The sequence below is a fragment of the Glutamicibacter ardleyensis genome, from assembly GCF_014644555.1.
In the GTDB taxonomy this organism is placed as follows: domain Bacteria; phylum Actinomycetota; class Actinomycetes; order Actinomycetales; family Micrococcaceae; genus Glutamicibacter; species Glutamicibacter bergerei.
In genome coordinates, this window is the sequence record NZ_BMKX01000006.1 from 75,706 (window position 1) to 97,689 (window position 21,984).

The 21,984-nt window shown below is 53.7% G+C and carries 24 protein-coding genes; 14 read left to right on the top strand and 10 right to left on the bottom strand.

The window, feature by feature from the left end; all coding sequences use genetic code 11:
- The first annotated feature begins 101 nt into the window (after positions 1-101).
- From IEX04_RS12080 to IEX04_RS12120, 9 genes are all read left to right on the top strand, one after another.
- Positions 102-1,034 carry an FKBP-type peptidyl-prolyl cis-trans isomerase gene (locus IEX04_RS12080; RefSeq protein ID WP_096253964.1) on the top strand — a complete coding sequence of 311 codons (933 nt, stop codon included), beginning with the start codon at positions 102-104 and terminating at the stop codon, positions 1,032-1,034.
- Between the two features lie 16 nt (positions 1,035-1,050).
- Entirely contained in the window at positions 1,051-1,446 is a 396-nt protein-coding gene (locus IEX04_RS12085; protein ID WP_096253963.1) for an FKBP-type peptidyl-prolyl cis-trans isomerase, read from the top strand.
- A 99-nt stretch (positions 1,447-1,545) separates the two neighbouring features.
- Positions 1,546-3,549 (top strand): helix-turn-helix transcriptional regulator, encoded by a 2,004-nt coding sequence (locus tag IEX04_RS12090; RefSeq protein WP_188685961.1) that lies wholly within the window; start codon positions 1,546-1,548, stop codon positions 3,547-3,549.
- Between the two features lie 3 nt (positions 3,550-3,552).
- Positions 3,553-3,912: a hypothetical protein gene (locus tag IEX04_RS12095; protein WP_188685963.1), complete on the top strand. Its 360-nt coding sequence runs from the start codon at positions 3,553-3,555 to the stop codon at positions 3,910-3,912.
- A 32-nt stretch (positions 3,913-3,944) separates the two neighbouring features.
- A complete protein-coding gene (gene tatA, locus IEX04_RS12100; protein WP_096253960.1) occupies positions 3,945-4,157 on the top strand; it encodes a Sec-independent protein translocase subunit TatA in 213 nt (70 codons plus the stop codon).
- A 78-nt stretch (positions 4,158-4,235) separates the two neighbouring features.
- The gene (gene tatC / locus IEX04_RS12105) at positions 4,236-5,018 is read left to right on the top strand and encodes a twin-arginine translocase subunit TatC (protein ID WP_096253959.1); all 783 of its coding nucleotides are present in this window, start codon (positions 4,236-4,238) and stop codon (positions 5,016-5,018) included.
- Positions 5,019-5,078: 60 nt separating this feature from the next.
- Positions 5,079-7,859 carry a DEAD/DEAH box helicase gene (locus tag IEX04_RS12110; RefSeq protein ID WP_188685965.1) on the top strand — a complete coding sequence of 927 codons (2,781 nt, stop codon included), beginning with the start codon at positions 5,079-5,081 and terminating at the stop codon, positions 7,857-7,859.
- Between the two features lie 36 nt (positions 7,860-7,895).
- Entirely contained in the window at positions 7,896-9,506 is a 1,611-nt protein-coding gene (locus tag IEX04_RS12115) for an amidohydrolase (RefSeq protein WP_188685967.1), read from the top strand.
- A gap of 362 nt (positions 9,507-9,868) precedes the next feature.
- Positions 9,869-10,597, top strand: a complete 729-nt coding sequence (locus IEX04_RS12120; protein WP_096253956.1) for a polyprenol monophosphomannose synthase — start codon at positions 9,869-9,871, stop codon at positions 10,595-10,597.
- An 80-nt stretch (positions 10,598-10,677) separates the two neighbouring features.
- Here IEX04_RS12120 and IEX04_RS12125 read toward each other — a convergent pair whose 3' ends face one another.
- From IEX04_RS12125 to zapE, 6 genes are all read right to left on the bottom strand, one after another.
- Positions 10,678-11,025, bottom strand: coding sequence for an RNA polymerase-binding protein RbpA (locus IEX04_RS12125; protein ID WP_096256459.1), 348 nt, complete (start codon positions 11,023-11,025; stop codon positions 10,678-10,680).
- Between the two features lie 176 nt (positions 11,026-11,201).
- Entirely contained in the window at positions 11,202-12,131 is a 930-nt protein-coding gene (locus IEX04_RS12130; RefSeq protein WP_229677124.1) for an SPFH domain-containing protein, read from the bottom strand.
- 52 nt (positions 12,132-12,183) lie between these two features.
- Entirely contained in the window at positions 12,184-12,657 is a 474-nt protein-coding gene (locus IEX04_RS12135) for an NfeD family protein (protein ID WP_188685969.1), read from the bottom strand.
- A gap of 103 nt (positions 12,658-12,760) precedes the next feature.
- On the bottom strand, positions 12,761-13,609 hold the full coding sequence (locus IEX04_RS12140) for a putative RNA methyltransferase (protein WP_188685970.1): 849 nt from the start codon (positions 13,607-13,609) through the stop codon (positions 12,761-12,763).
- Positions 13,609-14,253, bottom strand: coding sequence for a peptide deformylase (locus tag IEX04_RS12145; RefSeq protein ID WP_096256461.1), 645 nt, complete (start codon positions 14,251-14,253; stop codon positions 13,609-13,611). The genes IEX04_RS12140 and IEX04_RS12145 overlap by 1 nt, the downstream gene beginning before the upstream one ends.
- Entirely contained in the window at positions 14,250-15,317 is a 1,068-nt protein-coding gene (gene zapE, locus IEX04_RS12150) for an AFG1/ZapE family ATPase (RefSeq protein ID WP_188685972.1), read from the bottom strand. Before zapE ends, IEX04_RS12145 begins: the two co-directional genes overlap by 4 nt.
- A gap of 339 nt (positions 15,318-15,656) precedes the next feature.
- Between zapE and IEX04_RS12155 the strand changes: the two genes are divergently transcribed.
- From IEX04_RS12155 to IEX04_RS12165, 3 genes are all read left to right on the top strand, one after another.
- The gene (locus IEX04_RS12155) at positions 15,657-16,031 is read left to right on the top strand and encodes an ArsR/SmtB family transcription factor (protein WP_096256463.1); all 375 of its coding nucleotides are present in this window, start codon (positions 15,657-15,659) and stop codon (positions 16,029-16,031) included.
- Between the two features lie 159 nt (positions 16,032-16,190).
- The gene (locus IEX04_RS12160) at positions 16,191-16,721 is read left to right on the top strand and encodes a YkvA family protein (RefSeq protein WP_229677126.1); all 531 of its coding nucleotides are present in this window, start codon (positions 16,191-16,193) and stop codon (positions 16,719-16,721) included.
- A 234-nt stretch (positions 16,722-16,955) separates the two neighbouring features.
- Entirely contained in the window at positions 16,956-17,417 is a 462-nt protein-coding gene (locus IEX04_RS12165; RefSeq protein ID WP_096254041.1) for a DUF3817 domain-containing protein, read from the top strand.
- 78 nt (positions 17,418-17,495) lie between these two features.
- Here the strand turns inward: IEX04_RS12165 and IEX04_RS12170 are convergent, their stop codons facing one another.
- Positions 17,496-18,467: an arsenic resistance protein gene (locus IEX04_RS12170; protein ID WP_229677127.1), complete on the bottom strand. Its 972-nt coding sequence runs from the start codon at positions 18,465-18,467 to the stop codon at positions 17,496-17,498.
- Positions 18,468-18,626: 159 nt separating this feature from the next.
- Here IEX04_RS12170 and IEX04_RS12175 point away from each other — a divergent pair, with 159 nt between their 5' ends.
- Positions 18,627-19,013: a DUF3054 domain-containing protein gene (locus tag IEX04_RS12175; protein WP_096254039.1), complete on the top strand. Its 387-nt coding sequence runs from the start codon at positions 18,627-18,629 to the stop codon at positions 19,011-19,013.
- Here the strand turns inward: IEX04_RS12175 and IEX04_RS12180 are convergent.
- On the bottom strand, positions 18,990-19,535 hold the full coding sequence (locus IEX04_RS12180; protein ID WP_188685974.1) for a hypothetical protein: 546 nt from the start codon (positions 19,533-19,535) through the stop codon (positions 18,990-18,992). The two genes, IEX04_RS12175 and IEX04_RS12180, sit on opposite strands and share 24 nt — an antisense overlap.
- 2 nt (positions 19,536-19,537) lie before the next feature.
- The gene (locus IEX04_RS12185) at positions 19,538-20,131 is read right to left on the bottom strand and encodes a sigma factor-like helix-turn-helix DNA-binding protein (RefSeq protein WP_188685976.1); all 594 of its coding nucleotides are present in this window, start codon (positions 20,129-20,131) and stop codon (positions 19,538-19,540) included.
- Positions 20,132-20,295: 164 nt separating this feature from the next.
- Here IEX04_RS12185 and IEX04_RS12190 point away from each other — a divergent pair, with 164 nt between their 5' ends.
- Positions 20,296-20,577, top strand: coding sequence for an Lrp/AsnC family transcriptional regulator (locus IEX04_RS12190; protein WP_096254034.1), 282 nt, complete (start codon positions 20,296-20,298; stop codon positions 20,575-20,577).
- 77 nt (positions 20,578-20,654) lie between these two features.
- Here the strand turns inward: IEX04_RS12190 and trpD are convergent, their stop codons facing one another.
- Positions 20,655-21,722, bottom strand: coding sequence for an anthranilate phosphoribosyltransferase (gene trpD, locus IEX04_RS12195; RefSeq protein ID WP_188685978.1), 1,068 nt, complete (start codon positions 21,720-21,722; stop codon positions 20,655-20,657).
- Positions 21,723-21,984 lie beyond the last annotated feature (262 nt).

Below are 21,984 nucleotides of genomic sequence, written 5' to 3' on the forward strand. Positions count from 1 at the left end.
TTTACACAGTAAATACCCCTAAGCTAGATGCAGATCGTTGCGACCGGGTCCCGTCCCGGTGCGTGTAGTAGAACCAATAGTTCTTATCGGAAAGAAGATTCGTGCGAAAAGTTTTGGCAGTTTGCGTAACCGCGTCCGTTTTGGCCCTGACCGCTTGTGGGTCAGGAACCACCTCACTCAGCAAAGTTGATGTAAAGCCGGCGGCTGACGAGCAGACCGCACCAGAGGTCAGCTTCGATGCCCCATTGTTGACCGATAAAGAAGAAGCGGTCACCGTGGTCGAAGGTGATGGTGCGGACATCAAAGATGGCGACACTATCGACATTCAGTCAGGCCTCTACAAAACCATTGACGGTCACTTGACAAATGAGAACTTCACCGGTGACACCACCCCGATGCCGGTAGATGAATCGCTTAAGACACAGATGCCGGCACTTTACGAGACTCTGCTCAAGTCCCAGGTTGGTGACTGGATTGCTTACGCTGCCATCGATGGTGTTCAGCAGGCGGACGGAACCATGAAGGAGCCAGAAGCTGGTTCCCGCGCCGAGCGCCTGATTGTCATCAAGATCGCCGATTCAGTGAGCGCCAGCAAGCCGTTGAGCCAGGATGAGGTCAAGAAGCTGAAGGACGAGGGTAAGCTACCTACCGTAAAGACCGGTAAGGGCGATCCAGCGATCACCATCCCTAAGGACACTGAGGCCCCTGCAGGTCTAGCGGTTGATGTTCTTGAAGAAGGCACCGGACCGGCGACCTCCGATACTTCTAGCGCCAGCGTTCACTACCACGGTGTGCGTTGGGAAGACGGCAAGAAGTTTGATGGTAACTTCGGCTCGGATGAGGGTTTTGAAATGAAGATGTCCGGCGGCGTCATCAAGGGCTGGCTTGAAGGTCTAAAAGGCTTGAAGGAAGGCAGCAAGGTCTTGCTAAGCATTCCTGCCGATATGGCCTACGGCAAGAACCCACAGCCGGGTCAGCCTGAAGGACCACTGGTCTTTTACGTAGAATTAGACAAGGTAACTACCAGCAAGTAACAGAAAGGCCGTAAACATGTCTTTTGGAGAACGTAATTACGAGCGCACCAAGCCTGAAATTGATTTCCCAGGCACCGATGCACCTACCGAATTGGTCATCAACGATCTGATCGAGGGCGACGGCGCAGAAGTCACCCCGGGCACCACCGTGCAGGCTCATTACGTGGGCGTTTCATGGTCCACCGGCGAAGAGTTCGACTCTTCATGGGGCCGTGGCTCGACCCTCGACTTCCCAGTGGGCGTCGGCATGGTCATCCAGGGCTGGGACCAGGGACTCTTGGGAATGAAGGTCGGCGGACGCCGTCGCCTGGAGATCCCTTCCGAGCTTGCCTATGGTGAGCGCGGTGCGCCTGGTGCTATCGCACCTAACGAGGCATTGATCTTCGTGGTTGACCTGATGGGCACCAAGTAAGACCTTGATGAAAGCCCCAAGATTGCAATTTGGCAAATCTTGGGGCTTTCCTTGTCTTCAAAGTCATAGATCAGTGCGGAAGTTCGTTAGGGTAGGCACGTGAGAATAAAGCAGACTGACGGACCGAGCAAGGCCGAACGCCTAACAAGCCTCATCTATGCCTTGGCAACCACCGAACGACGGTTTAGTGCTGAGCGTATCGGAGACTACCTCAACCCAACAGGGAATGCCGAAGCGCGCGAAAAGGCCATCGAGCGGCTCAAGGACGACATCCGCAACGAGTTCGGTCTGCGGCTGATCACCGAGGTCATTGACGATATCCCGTATTACCGGATCGATACCAGTGACTGGTTCCTACCTGCCATCGACTTCTCCGTGGCAGAATCTTCCATGATCGCCTTGGCCGCCAGCCTCTGGAAAGACTCAAAAGTCCAGGCTCTGGCATTGAGCGCCGCAGCCCGAATTACCGGCAACCAAAGTAACGATGCGAGTATTGCCCCCTACACCGGGGCCATGCTGCCACGGCTCTCGGTGGACGATCCAAACTTTAAAGCGTGCGCACTTGCGGTCTTTAATAAGAAAACACTGAAGTTTGATTATGAAGATGCCCAAGGAAATACCACTAAACGGGTCGTCGATATGTGGGGGATCGGACAGCGCTTCGGCAATTGGTACTTCACCGGATGGGATCATCACCGCGAGGCCCAACGCGTGTTCCGGCTCAACCGGTTGCAAGGTCACTTCACCATTCAGGTCCGGCGAGAAGGCGCTTCCAACACCGATTATCATCCTCGTCCGCAAGATTTTTCCATGACAGAGGTGCTCCAAGATTTTGATCTGCGAAATCCCGGTCACCTGGCAGTTGTAGAACTGCTCGACGACTCGGCCACTCCGTTGCGCGCTCGAGCTATCAACGGAACTCGTAGCTCAGCAACGTTGAATATTGGTTATGCAGACCAGCACTCTTTCGCCGCAGAATTGGCCAGTTTTGGCCCGGCAGTCAAAGTCATGCAACCGCGCGAACTGGCGTTACAGGTGGCCAATACCCTCAAAGATGCCCGGGCAGCTCAGCACGATATTGCACAGCTTTCAGCGCTGAAAGACGTCAAGTTTAAACCGCATCGCGCCCTCGGACGTAGCTCGACGGCCCAACAGGTCATGCGTAATATCGACATGATCCAGTACGTTGTCGCGCAGGGCTCGGTGACGATTGGCGAGCTATGTGAACGTTATTCGATGACCCAAGCCAAAGTTCGCGATGAACTGGCGATGATCATGATGTGTGGAGTGCCCAATGGGCAGCACGATGAACTGATCAACGTCAACGATGGTGACCTCGACTCGGATGAAGTTACCATCACTAACGCAGCGTTTCTTGCCGAACCGCAAAAACTCGCTCCCTTGGAAGCAGTGGCAGTGCTTGGTGGCCTGAACGCCTTAGATAGCATCCCCGCCTTTGAACACCGCGAGGTCTTGCGTAGCGCGCTGCAAAAAATCAATGCGGCCGTGGCACGGTTTGATGGGTGGAACGGAGCGCTGGGTTTTGCGCTGACTCAGGTACGTGAGCATGACACTCCCGCCCAGCTCATTCAGGCGCTACGCACCAAAGTTGTCGCCGATATAGATTACTACTCGGCGAATTCCCAAACTCACCAACGACGTGAGATTGAACCGATTAGGCTGATCGAGGACGGGCCAGTGCAGTACTTGCGCGCTTGGTGTCGCAAGCGCCAGGCCATCCTCACCTTCCGCGTTGATCGGGTTCTTGATGTGAAACTCACCGAGGAACCATTTGTTCTTGGCGAACGTCATCAAGACTATGAGAAGCTTGATTTCAGCTATTCGGCAAACAGTGATGATCTAGAAGTTGAATTTTATGTAGCTGCCGAAGCCGTGGCAGTTATCGAGGCTTTCAACCCGATAGCATGGTCTCAATCCAAGGTTGAATCAGGTCACTTGGCAAAAGTTCGACTTTCAGACCATCTGGTAGCTGCTCCATGGGTTGCACGCCACGGCGGTAAAATTGTTGTTGTCGGCCCTGATGCTACACGCGAACGCGTTGAGAAATGGTTGGACGACGCTATCAGAATGTATGAGGATTGATAGATGCTTCCTTGGTGGTTTTGGGTTCTCTTATGGACCGTGCTGATTCTCGCGACACTGCTCTTAGCGGTGCTTGCCGGGTTCCGCCTGTTCCGTCGAGCCATGTCCGTGCTCGACGGCGCCTCTGACGCGGCGGACCATATCAGCGGGGAATTTGCTCAACCTGGAACAGTGGTAGCTTATGAACCGGTGGTTCGGCGTTACCCGCACGGAACCGATGCAACGCATGGCGAGCGGGAAGAAATTTCCGAGTTACGCCACCTCGGTAAGGCTGAGCGAATTGAGGCACGTCGCGTCAAACGTGTGGCCCGTCGCAGTAACCGGGGTCAGGCGCAAAACATGCGCGATCTGAATCTGTTCTGACGTAGACTTAAGTTTGAGAGAAGGGGAACCACATGTTTGGTTTACAGGGATGGCACTTAGCTATCATTATCGTTTTAGCATTACTACTTTTCGGCGCTCCAAAGCTTCCAGGCATGGCTCGGTCTTTGGGTCAGTCGCTACGTATTTTTAAGTCTGAGGTTCGTCAGATGAAAGACGACGACAAGCCTGAAACCGTTGACGGTACCGTCAACGAACCTAATCCCAATGAAAAGAACAACTCGTAGACCTCTTCAGTGGTAAATAGCAAAGATAAAGAACCGCGCACTAAAAAGAAGTCGCGGTCCAAAGACGCTGAGGGGCGGATGTCCCTCAAAGCTCACCTGATTGAGGCTCGCAACCGACTCTTTAAGTCGTTGATCGCCCTGGTGATAGGCACCGTAGCCGGGTTCTTCCTCTACGACGAGCTCTTGGCGTTGCTCATCGAACCGGTTCGTGCCGCAGGTGGGTCCATTACCTACACCTCCGTGATGTCACCTTTTGACATCATGCTTAAGGTCGCGATTTTTGTTGGTGTGGTCGCATCGTCCCCGGTGTGGATCTATCAAATCTGGGCGTTCATCATCCCGGGACTCAAAAAGAAGGAACGCCGGCTCAGCTACTCCTTCGCCGCGGTAGCCGTACCACTCTTCCTCTTTGGCATAGCTATGGCGTACTTCGTGTTGCCCTTTGCTTTGCAATTCTTCGTGAGCCTTGCTGCGGCAAACTCCGAAACACTCTTCACCATCGATACCTACCTGCCCTTCATCTTCCGCTTGCTGCTCGCCTTCGGCCTAGCCATGTTGGTACCAGTACTGATGGTCGGGCTAAACATGGTTGGAGTACTCTCCTCCAAGCTGATTCTCAAAAACTGGCGCATCACGGTGTTCATCATCGCTCTGGTGGCAGCCATGGCAGCTCCAGGCGGCGATGCAATCACCATGTTCGCCCTAGCCGGACCGCTGTTCCTGACCTTTGCGGCAGCCACACTGTTCTGCTACATCAACGATAAAAAACGCGCAAAGAAACAGGCGGAACAAGACGCTGCCAACGAAAACATGGCAGCTGGGTCAGCCTCCTCGATCGATACCCCTAGCACCGAGGTCTAGCGCCCCTCTAAATATGTGTTTCGGAACGGCAACCCCGTTCCAGAAAGTGAACGGCCGATAGTGACTTCACCCGCGGAACGATACGCGAATTCCAAGGCGCGACAGGTCGAGAACGGCACCTATTTGCCTGACTTCCGCGCCAGCATGTCGTTTACTCTCGACGAGTTCCAGTCCCAAGCCTGCCATTCAGTGGCGAAGGGCCATAGTGTCCTCGTGGCGGCGCCCACCGGAGCCGGTAAAACCGTAGTAGGCGAATTCGCCATTTACCAAGCAATACAGGAGAACCGCAAGGCCTTCTATACGACGCCAATTAAGGCGTTGAGTAATCAGAAGTACTCCGAATTGGTTAAACGCTACGGACCGGAAACAGTGGGTCTACTCACCGGCGACACCTCGATCAACAGCGAGGCCCAGGTGGTCGTGATGACCACCGAGGTGCTACGCAATATGCTCTACGCTGACTCGCGAACCCTGGACGGCTTGGGCTACGTGATCATGGATGAGGTGCACTATCTGGCCGATAAGTTCCGCGGTGCGGTCTGGGAAGAAGTCATCATCCATCTGCCGTCCAACGTGCAGACCATATCGCTTTCAGCCACCGTATCGAACGCCGAAGAATTTGGTGGATGGCTAGATACTGTCCGCGGACAAACCGACATTGTCGTCTCTGAGCATCGCCCTGTGCCACTTTTCCAACATGTCATGGTTGGTCCGCAGCTCGTTGATTTGTTTGCCGAAGACGTAGCTTTTGAGCAGGCCGCCGATGATGACGCGAAAATCAGCGTAAATCCGGAACTGCGCAAACTCGTGCGCGGACACCGCCCCACAGGACGCTCACACCGAGGCGGAAGAGGACCACAACGAGGTCGGGCTCAGGGCCCAGGGCAAAGCCTAAGGGTGAGTCGCCGCGATGTCATTTCGCGGTTGGAAAAAGCCGAACTTCTTCCTGCAATTTTCTTTATCTTTTCGCGTAAGGGCTGCGATATGGCGGTCCAACAGTGCGCCATGGCAGACTTGCGGCTGACTTCTAACGAAGAAGCTGGCCAGATCGCTGAGGTGCTCGACGAACTGGCCCATCGAATCCCCAGTGAAGACCTCGACGTCTTAGAATTCTGGTCGTGGCGTGACGGTTTAGTACGTGGTTTTGCTAGTCACCATGCAGGTCTGTTGCCAATCTTCAAAGAAATCGTGGAAGATCTATTCGCACGAAATCTGATCAAGGTGGTTTTTGCTACCGAGACGCTCGCCTTGGGTGTTAACATGCCAGCGCGCTCTGTGGTGCTTGAAAAACTTGTGAAGTTTAACGGCGAATCCCATGTTCAGATCACTTCGGGGGAGTACACCCAACTCACCGGGCGTGCCGGACGGCGAGGAATCGACGTAGAGGGCCACTCCATTGTGCTGTGGAACCCCGACATTGAGCCAGAGGCGTTAGCCGGACTGGCCTCGCGACGTACCTATCCGCTGAACTCGTCCTTCCGCCCGACCTACAACATGTCTACCAACCTGCTCGCTCAGTTTGGACGTGAGCAAACACGGCAGATTCTTGAATCGTCCTTTGCGCAGTACCAAGCGGACCGCTCGGTAGTTGGCATGGCGCGCCAGGTTCGTTCGCGCGAAGAATCGCTGGCTGGATACGAAAAATCCATGGAATGCCACCTGGGGGACTTCCGCGAATACCTTCAACTACAGCGCAACATTTCCGAAGCGGAAAAGCGGTCGGCCAAAGATCGCAAGACGCTGCGTCGCTCGGCGGCTGAAACTTCGTTGCAGTCGGTAATTCGCGGAGATGTCATCGACCTGCCAGGCGCGCGACGCTTTGGACGCGGCGTGATCGTTGCATTGGACGAGTCACTCTACAATCCCCGGCAGACCGTGCTCACCGAAGAAGGCCAGTTGCGCCGAATCTCGGTGGAAGACCTGAACGGACCGCTGGAAATCGTTTCCCGCATCCGCATCCCGAAGGGGTTCACCGGTAACAGCCCTAAGGAGCGCCGTGCGCTGGCAGCCTCTTTACGTTCTGCGATTGAGGAGCAGCGTCCACCACGACAGGATGCGCCAAGCTTCAATTTTGAGGGGGCAGACTCCTTCGAACGGGAAATTGCTGCGCTACGTGAGGCGATGAAAGAGCACCCTTGCCATGCCTGTTCTGACCGTGACGCACATATGCGTTGGGCCGATAGGTATTGGAAGCTGAAGAAGGATACGGATAAGTCCCGTCGGGCCATTCGTGGACGCACCAATACCATCGCCACAGAATTCGATAAAGTTTGTAAGGTGCTCGAGTTATTTGAGTACCTAGTGCCGAGCAATGATGGTGAAGATTACGACATTACCGACTCCGGCCGTCGCCTGCGCCGGATCTATGGTGAACGTGATCTGCTCACCAGCCAGGTGCTAGAAACCGGTAAACTTAACGGTCTTAATCCCGAAGAACTCTGTGCAGTGGTCGCCGCGTTGGTCTATCAGGGCCGGCGTGACTATGACCGTCCAGATCCCAAGATGCCGACGGTACGTGTTGGCGATATTTGGACTCAGACAATTAATATCTGGGGCAAACTCTCGGACGCCGAAGAAGCTATGTCGCTGAACCAAACCGCGCCGCCGGAAGCTGGCCTGATCTGGCCCATGTATAAGTGGTCCCGTGGGTCCTCGCTGAACAGCTCGCTACGCGGTTCAGATATGGCCCCTGGCGATTTTGTGCGCTGGGCTAAGCAGGTCATTGACACCTTAGATCAATTTGGCAAGAACACGGACCTCCCGGTCCAGCTGGTGAAGTCCGCTCGTCAAGCAGTGGACCTCGTCAAACGTGGCGTCGTCGCCTACTCCAACGTCCTCTGATCAACCGCAATGTTCAGAGAGTAAAGGAAATAACTCGTGGCAACTACCTTGTACCGCAATGGAACTATCTATTCGGCCGCTGACCCCTTCGCAACGGCGCTACTCATTGATTCGGACACCGTCGCGTGGCTTGGCGGTGAAGAAGCTGCCGAGCGGTATGTAGAGAAGGCAGACGAAGTCATTGACCTTGCCGGTGCGCTGATCACCCCAGCATTCGTTGAATCTCACACGCACCTAGCCGCCTTGGGCCGAAACCTTGGGGGAGCGGACCTGGGGGCAGCCTCCTCTGGCAGTCAATTGCTTGAACTGCTCTCGGCCCGAGCCAAAGGTGCCGAGTCGGTAATCATCGCCCAGGGCTGGGATGAAACCAGCTGGGTGGATTCGAGCCTGCCGAGCGAAACCGATTTGAGTTCCGCTGCCGGCGGCCGACCGTATTACCTTGCACGCCGTGATGTACACAGTGCCCTGGTTAACCGTGAACTATTAGACCGCTTAGGTTTGGGCTCAATTGCCTCCGGCGTGGTGCGCGGTGCCGAACATGATCAGGTGCGCCAAGCACTGCTGGCCGAAGGCCCTGGGGTTGAAGAATTCCAGCGCGTGGCTTTAGAACACTACGCAGCCCGCGGTTTTGCGACGGTCGTGGAAATGGCAGCACCACACCTTGAGGGACGCGAAGCGTTGGACCAGCTGTTAGCCGCTGATCAAGCGGACCTTCCTCAGGTATATGCCTACTGGGGTGAGCTAGTGCAGGAAGAGACCGCCGCTGAGCAACTAATTCGTTCCTTCCCACAGGGCCGGGTCCTTGGCTTGGGTGGAGATCTATGTGTTGACGGTTCGATCGGGTCTCGGACGGCACTGCTACGCGAAGATTATGCCGATGATGCCGGCAACCGCGGACTGGCTTACTTGAGCATCGAAGAAATCACCGCTCATTTGGTCGCCTGCTCGAGCAAGGGAATCCAAGCAGCCTTCCATGTCATTGGTGATGCAGCATTGGACTTGTTGCTTGAGGGATTTGATGCGGCAGCCGAACAGGTTGGCGTCGCTAAGCTGCAAGCTGCCCGTCACCGTTTAGAACATGCCGAGATGGTTGACGAGGCGACGCGTGCGCGCTTGCTCAGCTATTCGATTACCGTTTCCATGCAACCTGGCTTTGATGCACTCTGGGGCGGGCCTGAAGGCATGTACGAGCAACGCCTGGGTGAACGCGCGGCAACGATGAACAATCTCTCCGCGATGCTCTCCAGCGGCGTTCCACTGGTTCTCGGATCAGACGCTCCGGTGACCGAAGTCAACGGTTGGGCCGTGGTGCGCGCCGCCATGAGCATGAGCAACGAATCCGGTCGAATTTCGGCTCGAGCTGGGTTTATGGGTCAAACCCGTTCGACCTACCGCGCAATGGGGGAGATGAATCCCTTCGCTGGACAGTTGTTAATTGGTGCTCCGGCAACATTTGCGATCTGGAGTGCCTCCGAACTGGCCATTCAAACTCCCGATGAGCGGATTAGTTCGTGGAGTACAGATGCGCGAGCCGGAACTCCGATGTTGCCGGTGGTTGATCAGGAGATCCCTACCTGCTTGCGTACCGTACGCGCCGGTGTTTTGCTGTTCGATCAGCTGGATCAACTAAATGAGCCGACAGCGTAATCGTCCTTCTTAGAAGTTCCTCAGTATCACGAATCTAGCCTTTGACGTGTAAATATTTGATGAAGATTGTAGTCATCTTATGGTTGACAATCGGGGTGGGTAAACGGTTAGGCTGGGGGATAGCGCCTCATCGTGATGCAGTAGCATTGCGTTCGAAACGACGCAGCACGATAGCGATCCCCGGTGACATTAGATAACATTTCGCGTTCTTCAAAGATGTGAGATTGGGCCGAAGTCACCGGGGATTGCTGTGTCTGATAGTGTCGCCCGATTCAGGGGTGTCTATAATTTAAGCTTGGCTTGACTCTCCGCCCGGTTCGCCGGGTGGAACTTCTGTTGTATATCTAGAAAGGTGCCGCCGCGTGCGCGTCATTACGATCATTCCGACCTATAACGAATTGGAGTCGCTCCCGCTGACAGTGGGGCGTCTTCGCCAGGCCGTTCCGGATTCGGATGTTCTGATCGTGGACGATAACTCCCCGGACGGCACCGGTGAGCTTGCCGACAAGTTCGCAGCCGAGGACTCATCGATCCACGTTCTACACCGCACCGGCAAGGACGGGCTTGGAGCCGCGTACATTGCTGGTTTCCGCTGGGCGCTCGAGCGCGACTATGACGTCCTCGTAGAAATGGACGCCGACGGTTCACACATGCCAGAACAACTGCCACGCTTGCTAGAAGCCAGCGCAGCAGGCGCTGACCTAGTCATTGGTTCACGTTGGGTCAAGGGCGGCGAAGTCGTCAACTGGCCGCTACATCGTAAGCTGATTTCCCGAGGTGGCAGCTTCTACGCTCGCACCATGCTCGGTTTGGGATTACGCGATATCACCGCAGGCTACCGCGCCTTCAAGCGTTCTACTCTCGAAGCCATCGATTTTGATGCCGTAGAGTCACGCGGTTACGGTTTCCAGGTCGATATGACCTTCCGTGTAGCGATGCTACGTAAGAAGATCGTAGAAGTTCCGGTGACCTTCGTGGAGCGCGAACTCGGTGATTCAAAGATGAGTGGAAACATTGTCTTTGAAGCAATGTGGAATGTGACCCGTTGGGGCATGAGTGCTCGCTGGAAGAAGCTGACCTCAAAGAAGTGACCTCACCGAGGCAAAACAAAAGAGTGGTGGTTTCCAACCCTAGGGTTGGAAACCACCACTCTTTTTTAAAGCTTAGAAACCTAGACGGCCTCGCCGCGCGCAGTGCGCAGCTGGGTCAGACGGTCACCTAAGATTTTCTCAAGTTCTTCTACGCTACGACGTTCCAGCAGCATGTCCCAGTGGGTACGTACTGGCTTCTCGTTTGTTGCTTCAGGGGCCTTAGCTTCGCCGTGGACGAGCTTCGCCTCCTTGCCGTTCTTGGTGAGCCAAGTAGCAGGGATTTCGGCTTCGGCTGCAAAGACGATGAATATACGTTCACCCTCTTCGGTACGGTACTCCACACGCTGACGGGCAGCCGGCTCCACACCTGCCTCAGATTCCATGCTCTGTGCACCCAGGCGCATGCCTCGTAGGCTGCGATCGCTCATGTTTTCCCTCCGCGATGTTAAAAAGAATTCGCTACAAACGTATCAACGATTGATGGCACAAGATAATTCCCAAGGAATAATTTGGACACCAAAACATCCATTATACGCGTCAATGGCGGGGTACGTCATGCGCACCTCGCCATCGAGCTGATGTGTTTCACCCTAAAGAGTGGAAATTAGATTCCCGAACCACTTTGTGGTGGCTGAACCGAACCGGTAGCTGGGTTTTCGGTGTTGCTAAAAGCACTACCGATTCCCTTAAGCGCTTCGGTCAGTTCACTTGGAATGACCCATAGGGTGTTGCTTGTACCCTCGGCCAGCTTAGGCAAGGTCTGCAGGTACTGGTAAGCAAGCAATTCAGAATCCGGCTTACCGGCGTGAATTGCATCAAAGACCTTCTGGATCGCTTGAGCTTCACCATCAGCGCGCAAGATCGATGCCTGAGCATCACCTTCGGCCTTCAAGATGGAGGACTGGCGTGCGCCTTCTGCGGTCAGGATCGAGGACTGCTTAACGCCTTCTGCGGTCAAGATCGCCGCACGGCGATCTCGGTCGGCACGCATTTGCTTCTCCATTGAATCCTGAATCGAGACCGGAGGATCGATAGCCTTGAGCTCGACGCGTGAAACACGAATGCCCCACTTGCCGGTAGCCTCGTCCAATACTCCGCGAAGCTGACCGTTGATCTGGTCGCGACTGGTCAGAGCCTGTTCCAAGTTCAAACCACCGACGACGTTACGAAGCGTAGTGGTGGTCAGCTGCTCGACTGCCTGAATGTAGTTAGCGATTTCGTAGGTCGCTGCGCGTGCTTCGGTGATCTGGAAGTAAATCACGGTATCGATCGAAACCACGAGGTTATCTTCGGTAATCACCGGCTGTGGCGGGAAAGAAACAACCTGCTCACGAAGATCGAGAAGTGGCAAAAGTCGATCCACAAATGGGATGAGGATCGTAAGCCCTGGGTTTAGGGTCTTATTGTACTTGCCGAGGCGCTCCACAATGCCGGCTCGTGCTTGTGGCACGATTCGAACACTGCGCAACAGTACGACGATCACGAAGATCGCCAGGACGACAAGTACGATGGTCAGGCCAAAGCCGTTTTCCATGGTGTGTACTCTCTTTCCATGTGCGTAGTAATGAGGTAAAAAGTCTTTGAAACTACTTGGACTCTGTAGGCGGCGCTGGATTCAAATATGCGGTAGCCCCTTGAATGCGGCTAACCACCGCGTAGGAACCTGGCAACATCGTCGCAGCATTAGCTTCAGCACGGGCGGTCCAGATTTCACCGGCGATCTTGGCGGAACCAGACAGGCGTGAGGTGGGCTCCAGAATCAGCGCGTCTTGGCCGATAAGCCGTTCAATATTCGTCCTAAATCCTTCGGGCGATTTTTTTAGATGTTTAATGGCGATAGGCCGGACTAAGAAAATCATCAGAAGCGACAGCAGGCAAAAAATAACTACCTGTAGCCAAACGGGGCCGTCAAGTAATGCGACGGCGACTCCGCCTAGCGAACCAACACCGAGCATGATGAAGTACAGATCTAACGAAATCATCTCAATGATGGCCAACAGCAGAAATAGCGCGAGCCAAATGACCCACGCGTTGCTGACAATCCATTCTGCCGTTGTCATGGCATCCACCTCTGTTCAAATGAGCAAGGGCCAATTGCGAGTGGCCTTTTCTCTATTCTGCCGTAAGGCGTGAATAAAAGCGGTAGTCATTTTGGGGTATTTTCTAGCCCTTACGGACGAATGTATGTACGCCAAAGGATGCGTTGACACTTTGCGCCCCGAGGGATTCGGTTTTGGCGCGCAAGGTTTCGGGGGAGAGGTGGTGCCCTGCCGGACCCATGAATACAAGATTGAACAAGTCGTTGGTGCTCAGTTCCATCGGGTACTTCAACTGACGGCTGTGCTGGTGCAGAAGGCTATGAGCCGCAAATTTTTCGATCAACGAGGATTCTTTGTTCTCCGCGATGCCGAGCATGTCCAGCGGTTCACGGACCTCTTGGAGATGATCGGCTGCCGCGGTGACAACTATGCAGACACCATTAGCCCGTAAGACGCGATGAAACTCCTCCGGGTTATGCGGTGCAAAGCAGTTGAGCACTACATCGCGGGAATTATTGGCCGACGGTAGCCGGCGCCAAACGTCCCATACCATTGCAAGCGTATGGGGAACCTTAGCGGCTCGTCGCATGGCGTAGCGTGAAATATCTAGGGCGAGTGCATCAACTTTGGATCCGGGCAGGGACTCGATGATCTTGTTCAGGTAGTAACCGGTGCCGGCTCCTGCGTCCAATAGGTCTAGTGAATCTTCTGGATGATGCCCGCTGATAGATTCACTGAGCAATTCAGCCAGTGGTTCGTAATGCCCGGCGTTTTGGAATTCTTCGCGGGCGAGAACCATTGGTCCGGTATCTTCGAGGAAATTTGTTCCACGTCCGGTGAGGAAATTGAAATATCCCTGTTTAGCTGCGTCAAAGCGGTGTCCCTCAGGGCAACTCAGACTACGCCGCGGCTGCGTGGTGAGGCCGAGGTTCTGTTCGCAGACAGGGCATTGAGCCGTAGTGCTAATGTCCATTAGAAGTTCAGCTCCTCTCGGGCTTGTGCAATCTCAAGACCCGGGTAGCGATATAACTCGTCCTGCCCAATCAGCGACCGAGTAATGGCTTTGTCGATATAGACGGTGCCAGCAAGATGGTCGGTTTCGTGTTGCACGATGCGAGCTTGCCAGCCAGAAAACTCTTGGCTGAGTTTGTTTCCCTCACGGTCTTCGAAGTCGGCGGCGATATCTGCCGGACGGATCACGACAGCTTGGAAGTTATCGAAGGACAAGCATCCTTCATAGAAAGTCGCCTGTCGATCGCTGACGGCACGATAGGTGGGATTGAAGATTTCTAGGTACTCTAACGGTGCTCGTTCGCGTAGCTGCGCTGTTTCTGGATCGGTGGGATACAGATCCTCCAAAACAGCGATCTTTAGCGGAATCCCAATCTGTGGTGCCGCAAGCCCGACGCCAGGAGCCGCGTACATGGTGGCTCGCATGACATCCAACAGTTCTTCAAGTAGTTCTTTGGGTAGCTGATCTGTATAGCGTTGTGCTTGCTGTCGAAGCACTGGATGACCCAGCTGGACGATCGGCACAACCTGATCCTCGGCCTGGGACAGAATGGTCACTACTAGGTCGGTCAGATCCTCGGAGGTTAGCTGCTGAGGTGAATTCACTTCATAATCCGATCAGTTGTATTCAAGGTGTTTGCTAACTGCGCCAACCTAGATTTCAGCCGTGCGCGCTCTGTGTCATGTAATTGGTGCCCAAGAAATTCCAGCCGGTCTTGGGTGTATAAGTGAATTTCGATGTCCTTGTCATAGAAAACATCTATGAGGTTGGCGAATCGGCGTTCCTCGTCCATCGGCATGTGCTCGCTGGAGGGTACGGAAGTTATATGCCAGCAATTGAAACGAGACGCTAGCTCAAGGTAATCAGCGGTATTGCGTCGTGTACGGCAAAGCTGGCTAAATGATATTTCAATGCTCGTTCCGGTTAGCCGGACAGGGCCTATATGGTCATAGCCAACGGGGAGCTGCTCAGTGAAGTCAGTTTCATCAATGGGGGAGTATCCGGGGTTTAGCGTGCCCGAACGGTAGCCACTGAGTCGCATTTGTTCTGGCGTCTCCAGCATGCGGTAATCAACCGCAGCGTCGAGTTCAAATACTTCGAAGGACGATCGAATTTTCGCAATGGTTGGCTCGATCAGATGATGGAAATATTCGTCATCCAGTAATTTTTCTGGGGCATAATTTGACGTCGTGATGATGAAGATTCCAGCCTCTTCGCAGTAGTTCACCATCTTAGCCATAAACATTGCGTCCCCTGGTTCGACGCAGTGGAACTCATCAAAGAACAGAACCTTCAAACCCTGCAGTTCGCGCTGGAGGCCTTCGGTAAATACCGAACCCGAGCTTTGGTCACTCCTACGTTTGCTTGGATTATTGATCGTTTGAAAGAACTCATGAAAATGAAAACGTGCCGTCGACTTCTGATCTAAATCCGCGCAGATGGCATCTATAAGCATGGATTTTCCGCGGCCTGGCGGACCATAAATATACGTTCCACGCTGCTCTTGTTCACTGAGGTGTGCAAGATTTCGGATCAGTAAGCCTATGAGGTCGTTCTGGCGATCATCGAGAATAAGCCCTTGTCCCTGAAGGTGGGAAACTACTCGGCGCCTACGCTTTGCGGCGCCACGGGCGCGCAACAGTCCAGAGGGCAATAGTGGTGAAGGCATATACAAATCTTCCCACTAGCCGGACTGACTGCCAATTTACTTGGCTGTACGCAGCGTAAATTGCTACATGATTTCGATGCCAACGGCCTGAGAAAGAATCGAAATCACGCTAACAACACACAGATAGACCGAGAATAATATAAGTTGAATTATCAAGCATCATAGGGGGAGTAGTACTAATCTCACCAACACATGCGCACTTGGTATTGGCAACTTCTGATCTTTACTATCGCTTTGGGGCTAAGCGTGTCCATAATGGTTGCACCGAGGGCTGTAAGTGCAGCGAGGCGTTGGGAGCACTGAGTCCGAATTATCGCTGAGCCAGAGGAGTCGAGGAAGATGACCAGTGAATATGCTGGATCGCCAACACGTGAAGAAATCATCTCCAATGATTTACTGGACATGTCAATGACGATTCTCAAGACCCTGTCAGATCCCGCTCGGCTGCAAATGTTGTGGGCGCTAAGCAAAGCCGAGCATTCATTGTCTGAGCTTGCGCAATATGTTGGGGTCAGCCCAACGGTCGCTGGACAGCTGCTCGCCAGGCTCAGGACGACTGGCGTTCTGCAAACACGCAAATCTGGTCGTCATGTAATTTACTCGATGCAAGACGAGCGCCTCAAGCAGTTCATTGGCCAAGTGCTAGATTTTGCCGAGTATCGCCTTGCCGTCAGCAACCAGGATGAGCCTGTGAGCCAGATTCGCAGCAGCTAGATGTCAGTGCGTGCAGTTCTGATTATTGGCCAACTTCTGCCACTTTCAGCCAGCTTGATATTGAGCCGATAATCTACATTATGTCAAGTAGTTGAAATCCAGTGACCCCCAACATGCCAGCTAATGGCCGGTCTTGCTTCCAGCCTCTGAGTCATACATTTGGACCTGAACGAATGTCTACCAGCTCACCTGCCCACGTTATTCTGGTGCTGGCTTCAAAGAAAAATCAGAGCTGCCGGGCTTAGCGTGGATTTCATGTGGGAAGCAATTGCAGGAATGCTTGCGGGGCTATTGGCTTTCTATCTCATACTTTTAATCGCCCTCTGGTTATATGCCAGACGCCATCCGGAAACAGTTAGCATAGCTGAAGCGTTTCGTCTGCTGCCTGATCTCATCAGAGTCATTCGAAGGATGGCTGCGGATAAAACTGCGCCACGTTCGGTGAAGATCAAACTCGCCTTACTGCTGGTCTACTTGCTGTCCCCTGTTGATCTTGTCCCAGATTTCATTCCAATTATTGGACAAGCCGACGATGTCATAATTGTGGCCCTCGTCCTACGCTCAGTTATCCGTTCTGCGGGTGTCCACTTACTTCACCGGCATTGGCCGGGAAACGCCACAGGACTGTCGCTTATCGAGAAACTTGCGGGAATTGATGCTCGTGCAGCCCAGCGCAATGAACATCACTAGCTGACGACGTCCACTTCAACAGTGAGCTCGTATCCAGCACCTTCTGCTCCCCCGGTGCAAAAAGTAAGCAACTTTTATCAAGATTGACCAACGGTGAGCCTTCTTCCGTTAGCAACTTTGAACAGCGGCCTAAGAAAGCTGTTCAGTCTGATTGTGGTTGAACCGATAAGCTTGATCCAAGGATCCCTTTTGGGCGCACCTCTCCCCCACCACAGCAAGGACTGAAAACAGCTTATGTCGCCAAGCGTTATGTATCGGACCGTAGCCCGGGCCGAAGCCGTCACCTGGACATTGCTCATCATTGCGATGATTCTAAAATACGGTGTGAAAGTTGGAGACTGGCCAGTGTCTGTCGCTGGATTTATTCACGGCTTTGTATTTTTGTCCTACGTAGTCATGTCGATACTTGTCGGAATGAATCAGCGTTGGAGTAAGCGATTGATTGTTGGCGCCGCAGCTACCTCGGTCATTCCGTACCTGACCATCCCGTTCGACAAGTGGTTGGAAAAGAACGGAAAACTTGTCGGCGACTGGCGTACTGCAGCTTCTGATCACCCTGGTGATAGAAAATGGACTGATGCAACAATGCGTTGGCTTGTTGCCCGGCCGGTATTAACTGCTGCCCTGTTGTTCGTAGCAATTGTCGCTGTGTTCTCCACCATGCTATTCCTAGGCCCTCCCGGTGGTCGTAGCTAGGAACTGAAGAGGATTGAACTCGCTCCGCAAAATTGGCCTGAGGGCGGAGTCAAGTCCTTCGTTGATGCTGAGTACCGATCAAATCAAACCTTTGTGATCATTTATGCCGCTTTTAGCGGTGACGAATCTGGGGACTAGCTGGATCAAGACCAGCATGCCAACTAACTCAACTAAGGTTTGTGATACCACTACCGCGGAAGCCAGTGAAAGCTCTGGTGGCAGCGCCAGCGCAAGTGGCAGGACAACCAAGGAATTTCTGGTCACCCCGCTAAAAGTCACCGCACGCAGCGGGGCGGTTTCCAAATGAAACAGTTTTCCAACCGCGGTTGATATTGCTGCCATAACGGCCACAAATACGACGAAGAGCGCGATGGCCGTAGCCAGGTTTTGAAACTGGCTTGCTACGGCATTGATCTGGGAACCAACCACGCTAAGTAACGTACCCATCATCAAAGGCACCATCAGATAATCAGCCCACGAGCCGATTCTGACGGCGAATGCAAACCTCTTCATTAACAGCTGCGTTAAGAATGCGGCGATAAACGGGACCACAATCAGCCCGAGTAGAGCGCGCAAAAAGGGTTTCGGGTCAATCAATGCCAGGGTATCGGAACCCGCTATAAGGAACATGTAGGCAGGGACTAGAAGAACCTGTAATAACAAGAGAAGCGGTGTAGCCGCCAATAACCTTGTACTATCTCCCCCAGCAATTCCTGCAAACACAATCACGTAATCGATGCACGGCGCTAGCAATACTAAGAGCACACCGTAGAGCAAGGCCTGATCATCGGCGATGAACCTTGTCAATATAAAAACGATGGCGGGTACCAGGACAAAATTGACCAAACCCAGGACCGCCATAAATCTCAGATCGCGGAACGATACGAGTAGTTTTGTCAGCGGCAAACTTAAGAACGTTGCGTAAAGCAGGAGGCCAAGAAACGGATTGATTGAGGCTTCGAGCGATGGCCGAACACTGGAGACCTGGAGCCCAAGAACTGCGCCGAACACGATGGCGATCAGGTACAGAACAATCTGATGTCGTTGCATCCAGGACGCCCCTGGCCAAATTCTCATGTAGCTAATGCTAATGGAGGCCAGTTCGATACGAGCGGTCTCGAACCTTGGTACGTCAACTCAGTAAGTGATTCAACATACACTTGCCGGCTGAATAGGATCGCAGAGGATCGTGGTACATATGATGGAGACATGAAAGAACGTATTCGCAATTGGCCGCTCTGGACCGTTATTGACCTCGCACTGATCATTCTCTTTGCCATCTTAGGCCGGCGTGAACACGAACATGCATTAGATATCGGCGGCATTTTCGAAACGGCTGTTCCGTTCTTGGCCGCCTACATAGTGATGACTTTGATATCTCGACCATGGCTGACGATCAACCGGGTCTGGCCTACAGGTTTACTCGTTTGGCTCGGAACCGTAGCCGTGGGAATGGCGCTAAGAATTGCGATGGGTTCAACTGCAGCCATTGCATTTGTCATCGTCACGATCCTCGTCCTAGGCGTGTTCCTTTTAGGTCGCAGATTGATCTGCTCGTTGCTTTCCAAACGATCAGCGAAGCAACAAAACGCCTAGTCCGTATCCGCCGGCAGCAATAAGGCAACTAGCGAAGGTGCCGAGGATAAACTGCTCGGCTGCCTGATGGTTTTTCAGTTCCGAAAAACGACCTAGCCCCTTCACCGCGAGCACTACCGCGATACCCTCGGGCCAATCAGCCCAAAGTGTCGCAACGATAGCCGTTCGCTCTAGCAGACCGATCCATAAGCCACCACGGAGTGGTGATGGGTCGGTCTTTTGTCGATCCTGCCTTTGATCATGGCGCCATGCCAGGTGGAAGATCAATTCGGTCAGTGGACCACCGAAACTCACCGCAAAGAGTACGCTCACAGCGATGATCAATACGTCGGGAACTGCAGGCGGTAGGTCTGAGGACTTGGCTAGTAGGCCAAGGATCAACGCCCCCAAGGAAACTAAACCGGCACCAATGGTGAGAAGATTACGAACTTTCGCCCTACTACCGTTCGATCCAGCGAGGAAAATTGCGGAGCTGGAAATAAGCACCGCCAGCACCAGGAGCGACCACGCCGTCCAAGCCACGTTCACTCCCCCAACTTACGTAGTTGTTTGGACAAGGACTTAGTCGCCTCTTCCATCATTCGGTTAGCTTCAAACCATAGGGCAGCTGAGAGCCTCGAAGACACCGCTTGCTGCGTGATACCAAGACGCGTGGCAATTTGCTGCTGAGTCAGACCTTGGTCAGCGAGCGTTCCGGCCTCCCAAGCCGTAGCGCGTCGCTTGGATACGATGCAAGCAGTGAGCTGAAGCTCGGCTTCTAGGCGACTGGCTTCTTCCGTGGGTCCGGCTACCGCCAGGTGAGCGTTAGTGTTTTTTGCCCGTTCTACCGCTTCGCGTGCAAAAACGAACGCAGGCCCGCGTCCGGCACGGGTTTCCTTGGGCAGGGGTAGTTCCACTTCTCCGTATCCAAGTCCTACGCTCCAGTCCCCCGAGGCGGCCATCATGACGGCAAGGTGGATGGCCTCCATGGAGTCGTCAAATACTGCCTGCACTTCATCGCCGGCAGTGCGCTGGAACGGACGCACGTGGGTCACTGTATTATTGGCCTGATTAATCAGCGCCTCGACTTTATCTTCTCCCTGGCGAGAGCGTCGTTGGTCGATTGTCATAACGATCATAGTACAAGCCTAAAGTATTGTAATTACTTAAACAAACTTTAAGTCCTGTTTAATGGAACGATGATCTTCGTCTTACGCATGGGAGTCAGACTGCAGGTGCACTACAGTTATTTAGTGAAGCAATCCCTGTATATGGGGGAACTATTCAACGTTGAGAGGCTTTCATGGTCACCGCATTCGTCATGATTCAGACAGCAACCGACAGTATTCCCGAGTCGGCGCAGCAGATTTCAGAAATCGAAGGAATCAGCGAGGTCTACTCCGTCGCCGGAGACTGGGATTTGATCGCTGTGGCTCGCGTCCATAAGCATGAAGATCTGGCGGAAGTTATTGCGAATCGTCTATCGAAGATTCCTGGTATTCGCCAGACACAGACTCACATTGCATTTCGAGCCTATTCGGCCCATGACCTAGAAGCTGCCTTTTCACTGGGTTTGGACGACTAGCTCTCAGAGTACAACGAAGGGAGCTTGTCCGAGGTGATTGAACACCTCAGGCAAGCTCCCTTCGTTGTGAAACCAGGCTACTTTCCGACAATCGATGAGGTTGTCGAAGACCATGCATCCAGGACCTTGGCTGCAGCACCGGAATCCAAGGATTCTTCGGCGCGACGCATTGCTGCCCGCATCCTGTCAATAAAGCTACCCTCGGCATCCTGATCAAATGCGACCATTCCGGCCGCTGAATTGAGCACCACGGCGTCACGCACCGGACCCGTGGCTCCGGAGACGATATCCCGCACGACACTGGCGTTGTAGGCGGCATCAGCCCCGCGCAAATCATCGAGCGTAGCTCGGCCAATGCCTACTTGCTGAGCGTCGAAGGCAAATTCCTCAACTTTTCCGTCTCGCACCTCCCAGACCATATTCGGGGCGGTAGTGGTCATTTCGTCAAGCCCATCATTACCGCGGAATACCAGGCCACGTACGCCTCGGCTCGCAAGCACGCCAGCCATAATCGGAGCCATGCGTAGATCCGAGCAACCAATCGCCGAAGCGCTGGGAAGCGCTGGGTTAGTCAGCGGACCCATGAAGTTGAAGGCAGTAGGTACGCGCAGCCCGCGACGTGCTCCGGCGACGTGGCGCATGGAGGGGTGGAAGATATTGGCGAAGCAAAAGGCAATGCCGACCTTTTCGTAGACCTCTACAAGGCGGTCGATTGGTACGTCCAGGTGGACGCCCAAGGCTTCCAGGACATCCGCAGACCCCGAAGATGAAGACGAGGCACGGTTTCCATGCTTTACGATCTTCACGCCGGCGCCGGCGCATACCAGAGTCGACATCGTAGAGATATTTACGGTGTTGTGTCGATCGCCGCCGGTCCCCACAATGTCTAATGTTTGTGCATCGATGACAAGTTCGCGAGCATTGCCCACCATGGAGTCAACAAGGCCGGTAAGCTCTGCCACTGTCTCCCCCTTGGCGCGCAGCGCGACAAGGAAGCCTGCGATCTGCACATCGCTGGCTTCACCGGTCATGATTTGATTCATGGCCCAGGCGGCATCTTCACGGCTCAGATTCTGGCCGCTAATTAGGGAGGCCAAAAGATCTGGCCACGTTGGGAACTTTTCATTTGCAAGGCTCGTTGACACGTATACAAGCCTATCCACGGGTCCCCCTCTCTGCTAGTTCATGTCGTCACGTGATACGCGGTCAAAAGTCTGTTTTCGGGTCAAAAATGCCCTCAATTAGCGAACGTTTGTGTTGTCTAAACGATTGTTTCGTGCGACGCGCCGACTCATGCTCTACAAATTGTAGAAAGAGTTTCTCGGCTACTTCCGCATGTTTCCGCGGTTGTTCTCATGGTGTGGCGTAGCAAACCCTAAATAACCATGGTTTGCATTGGTATCTGGG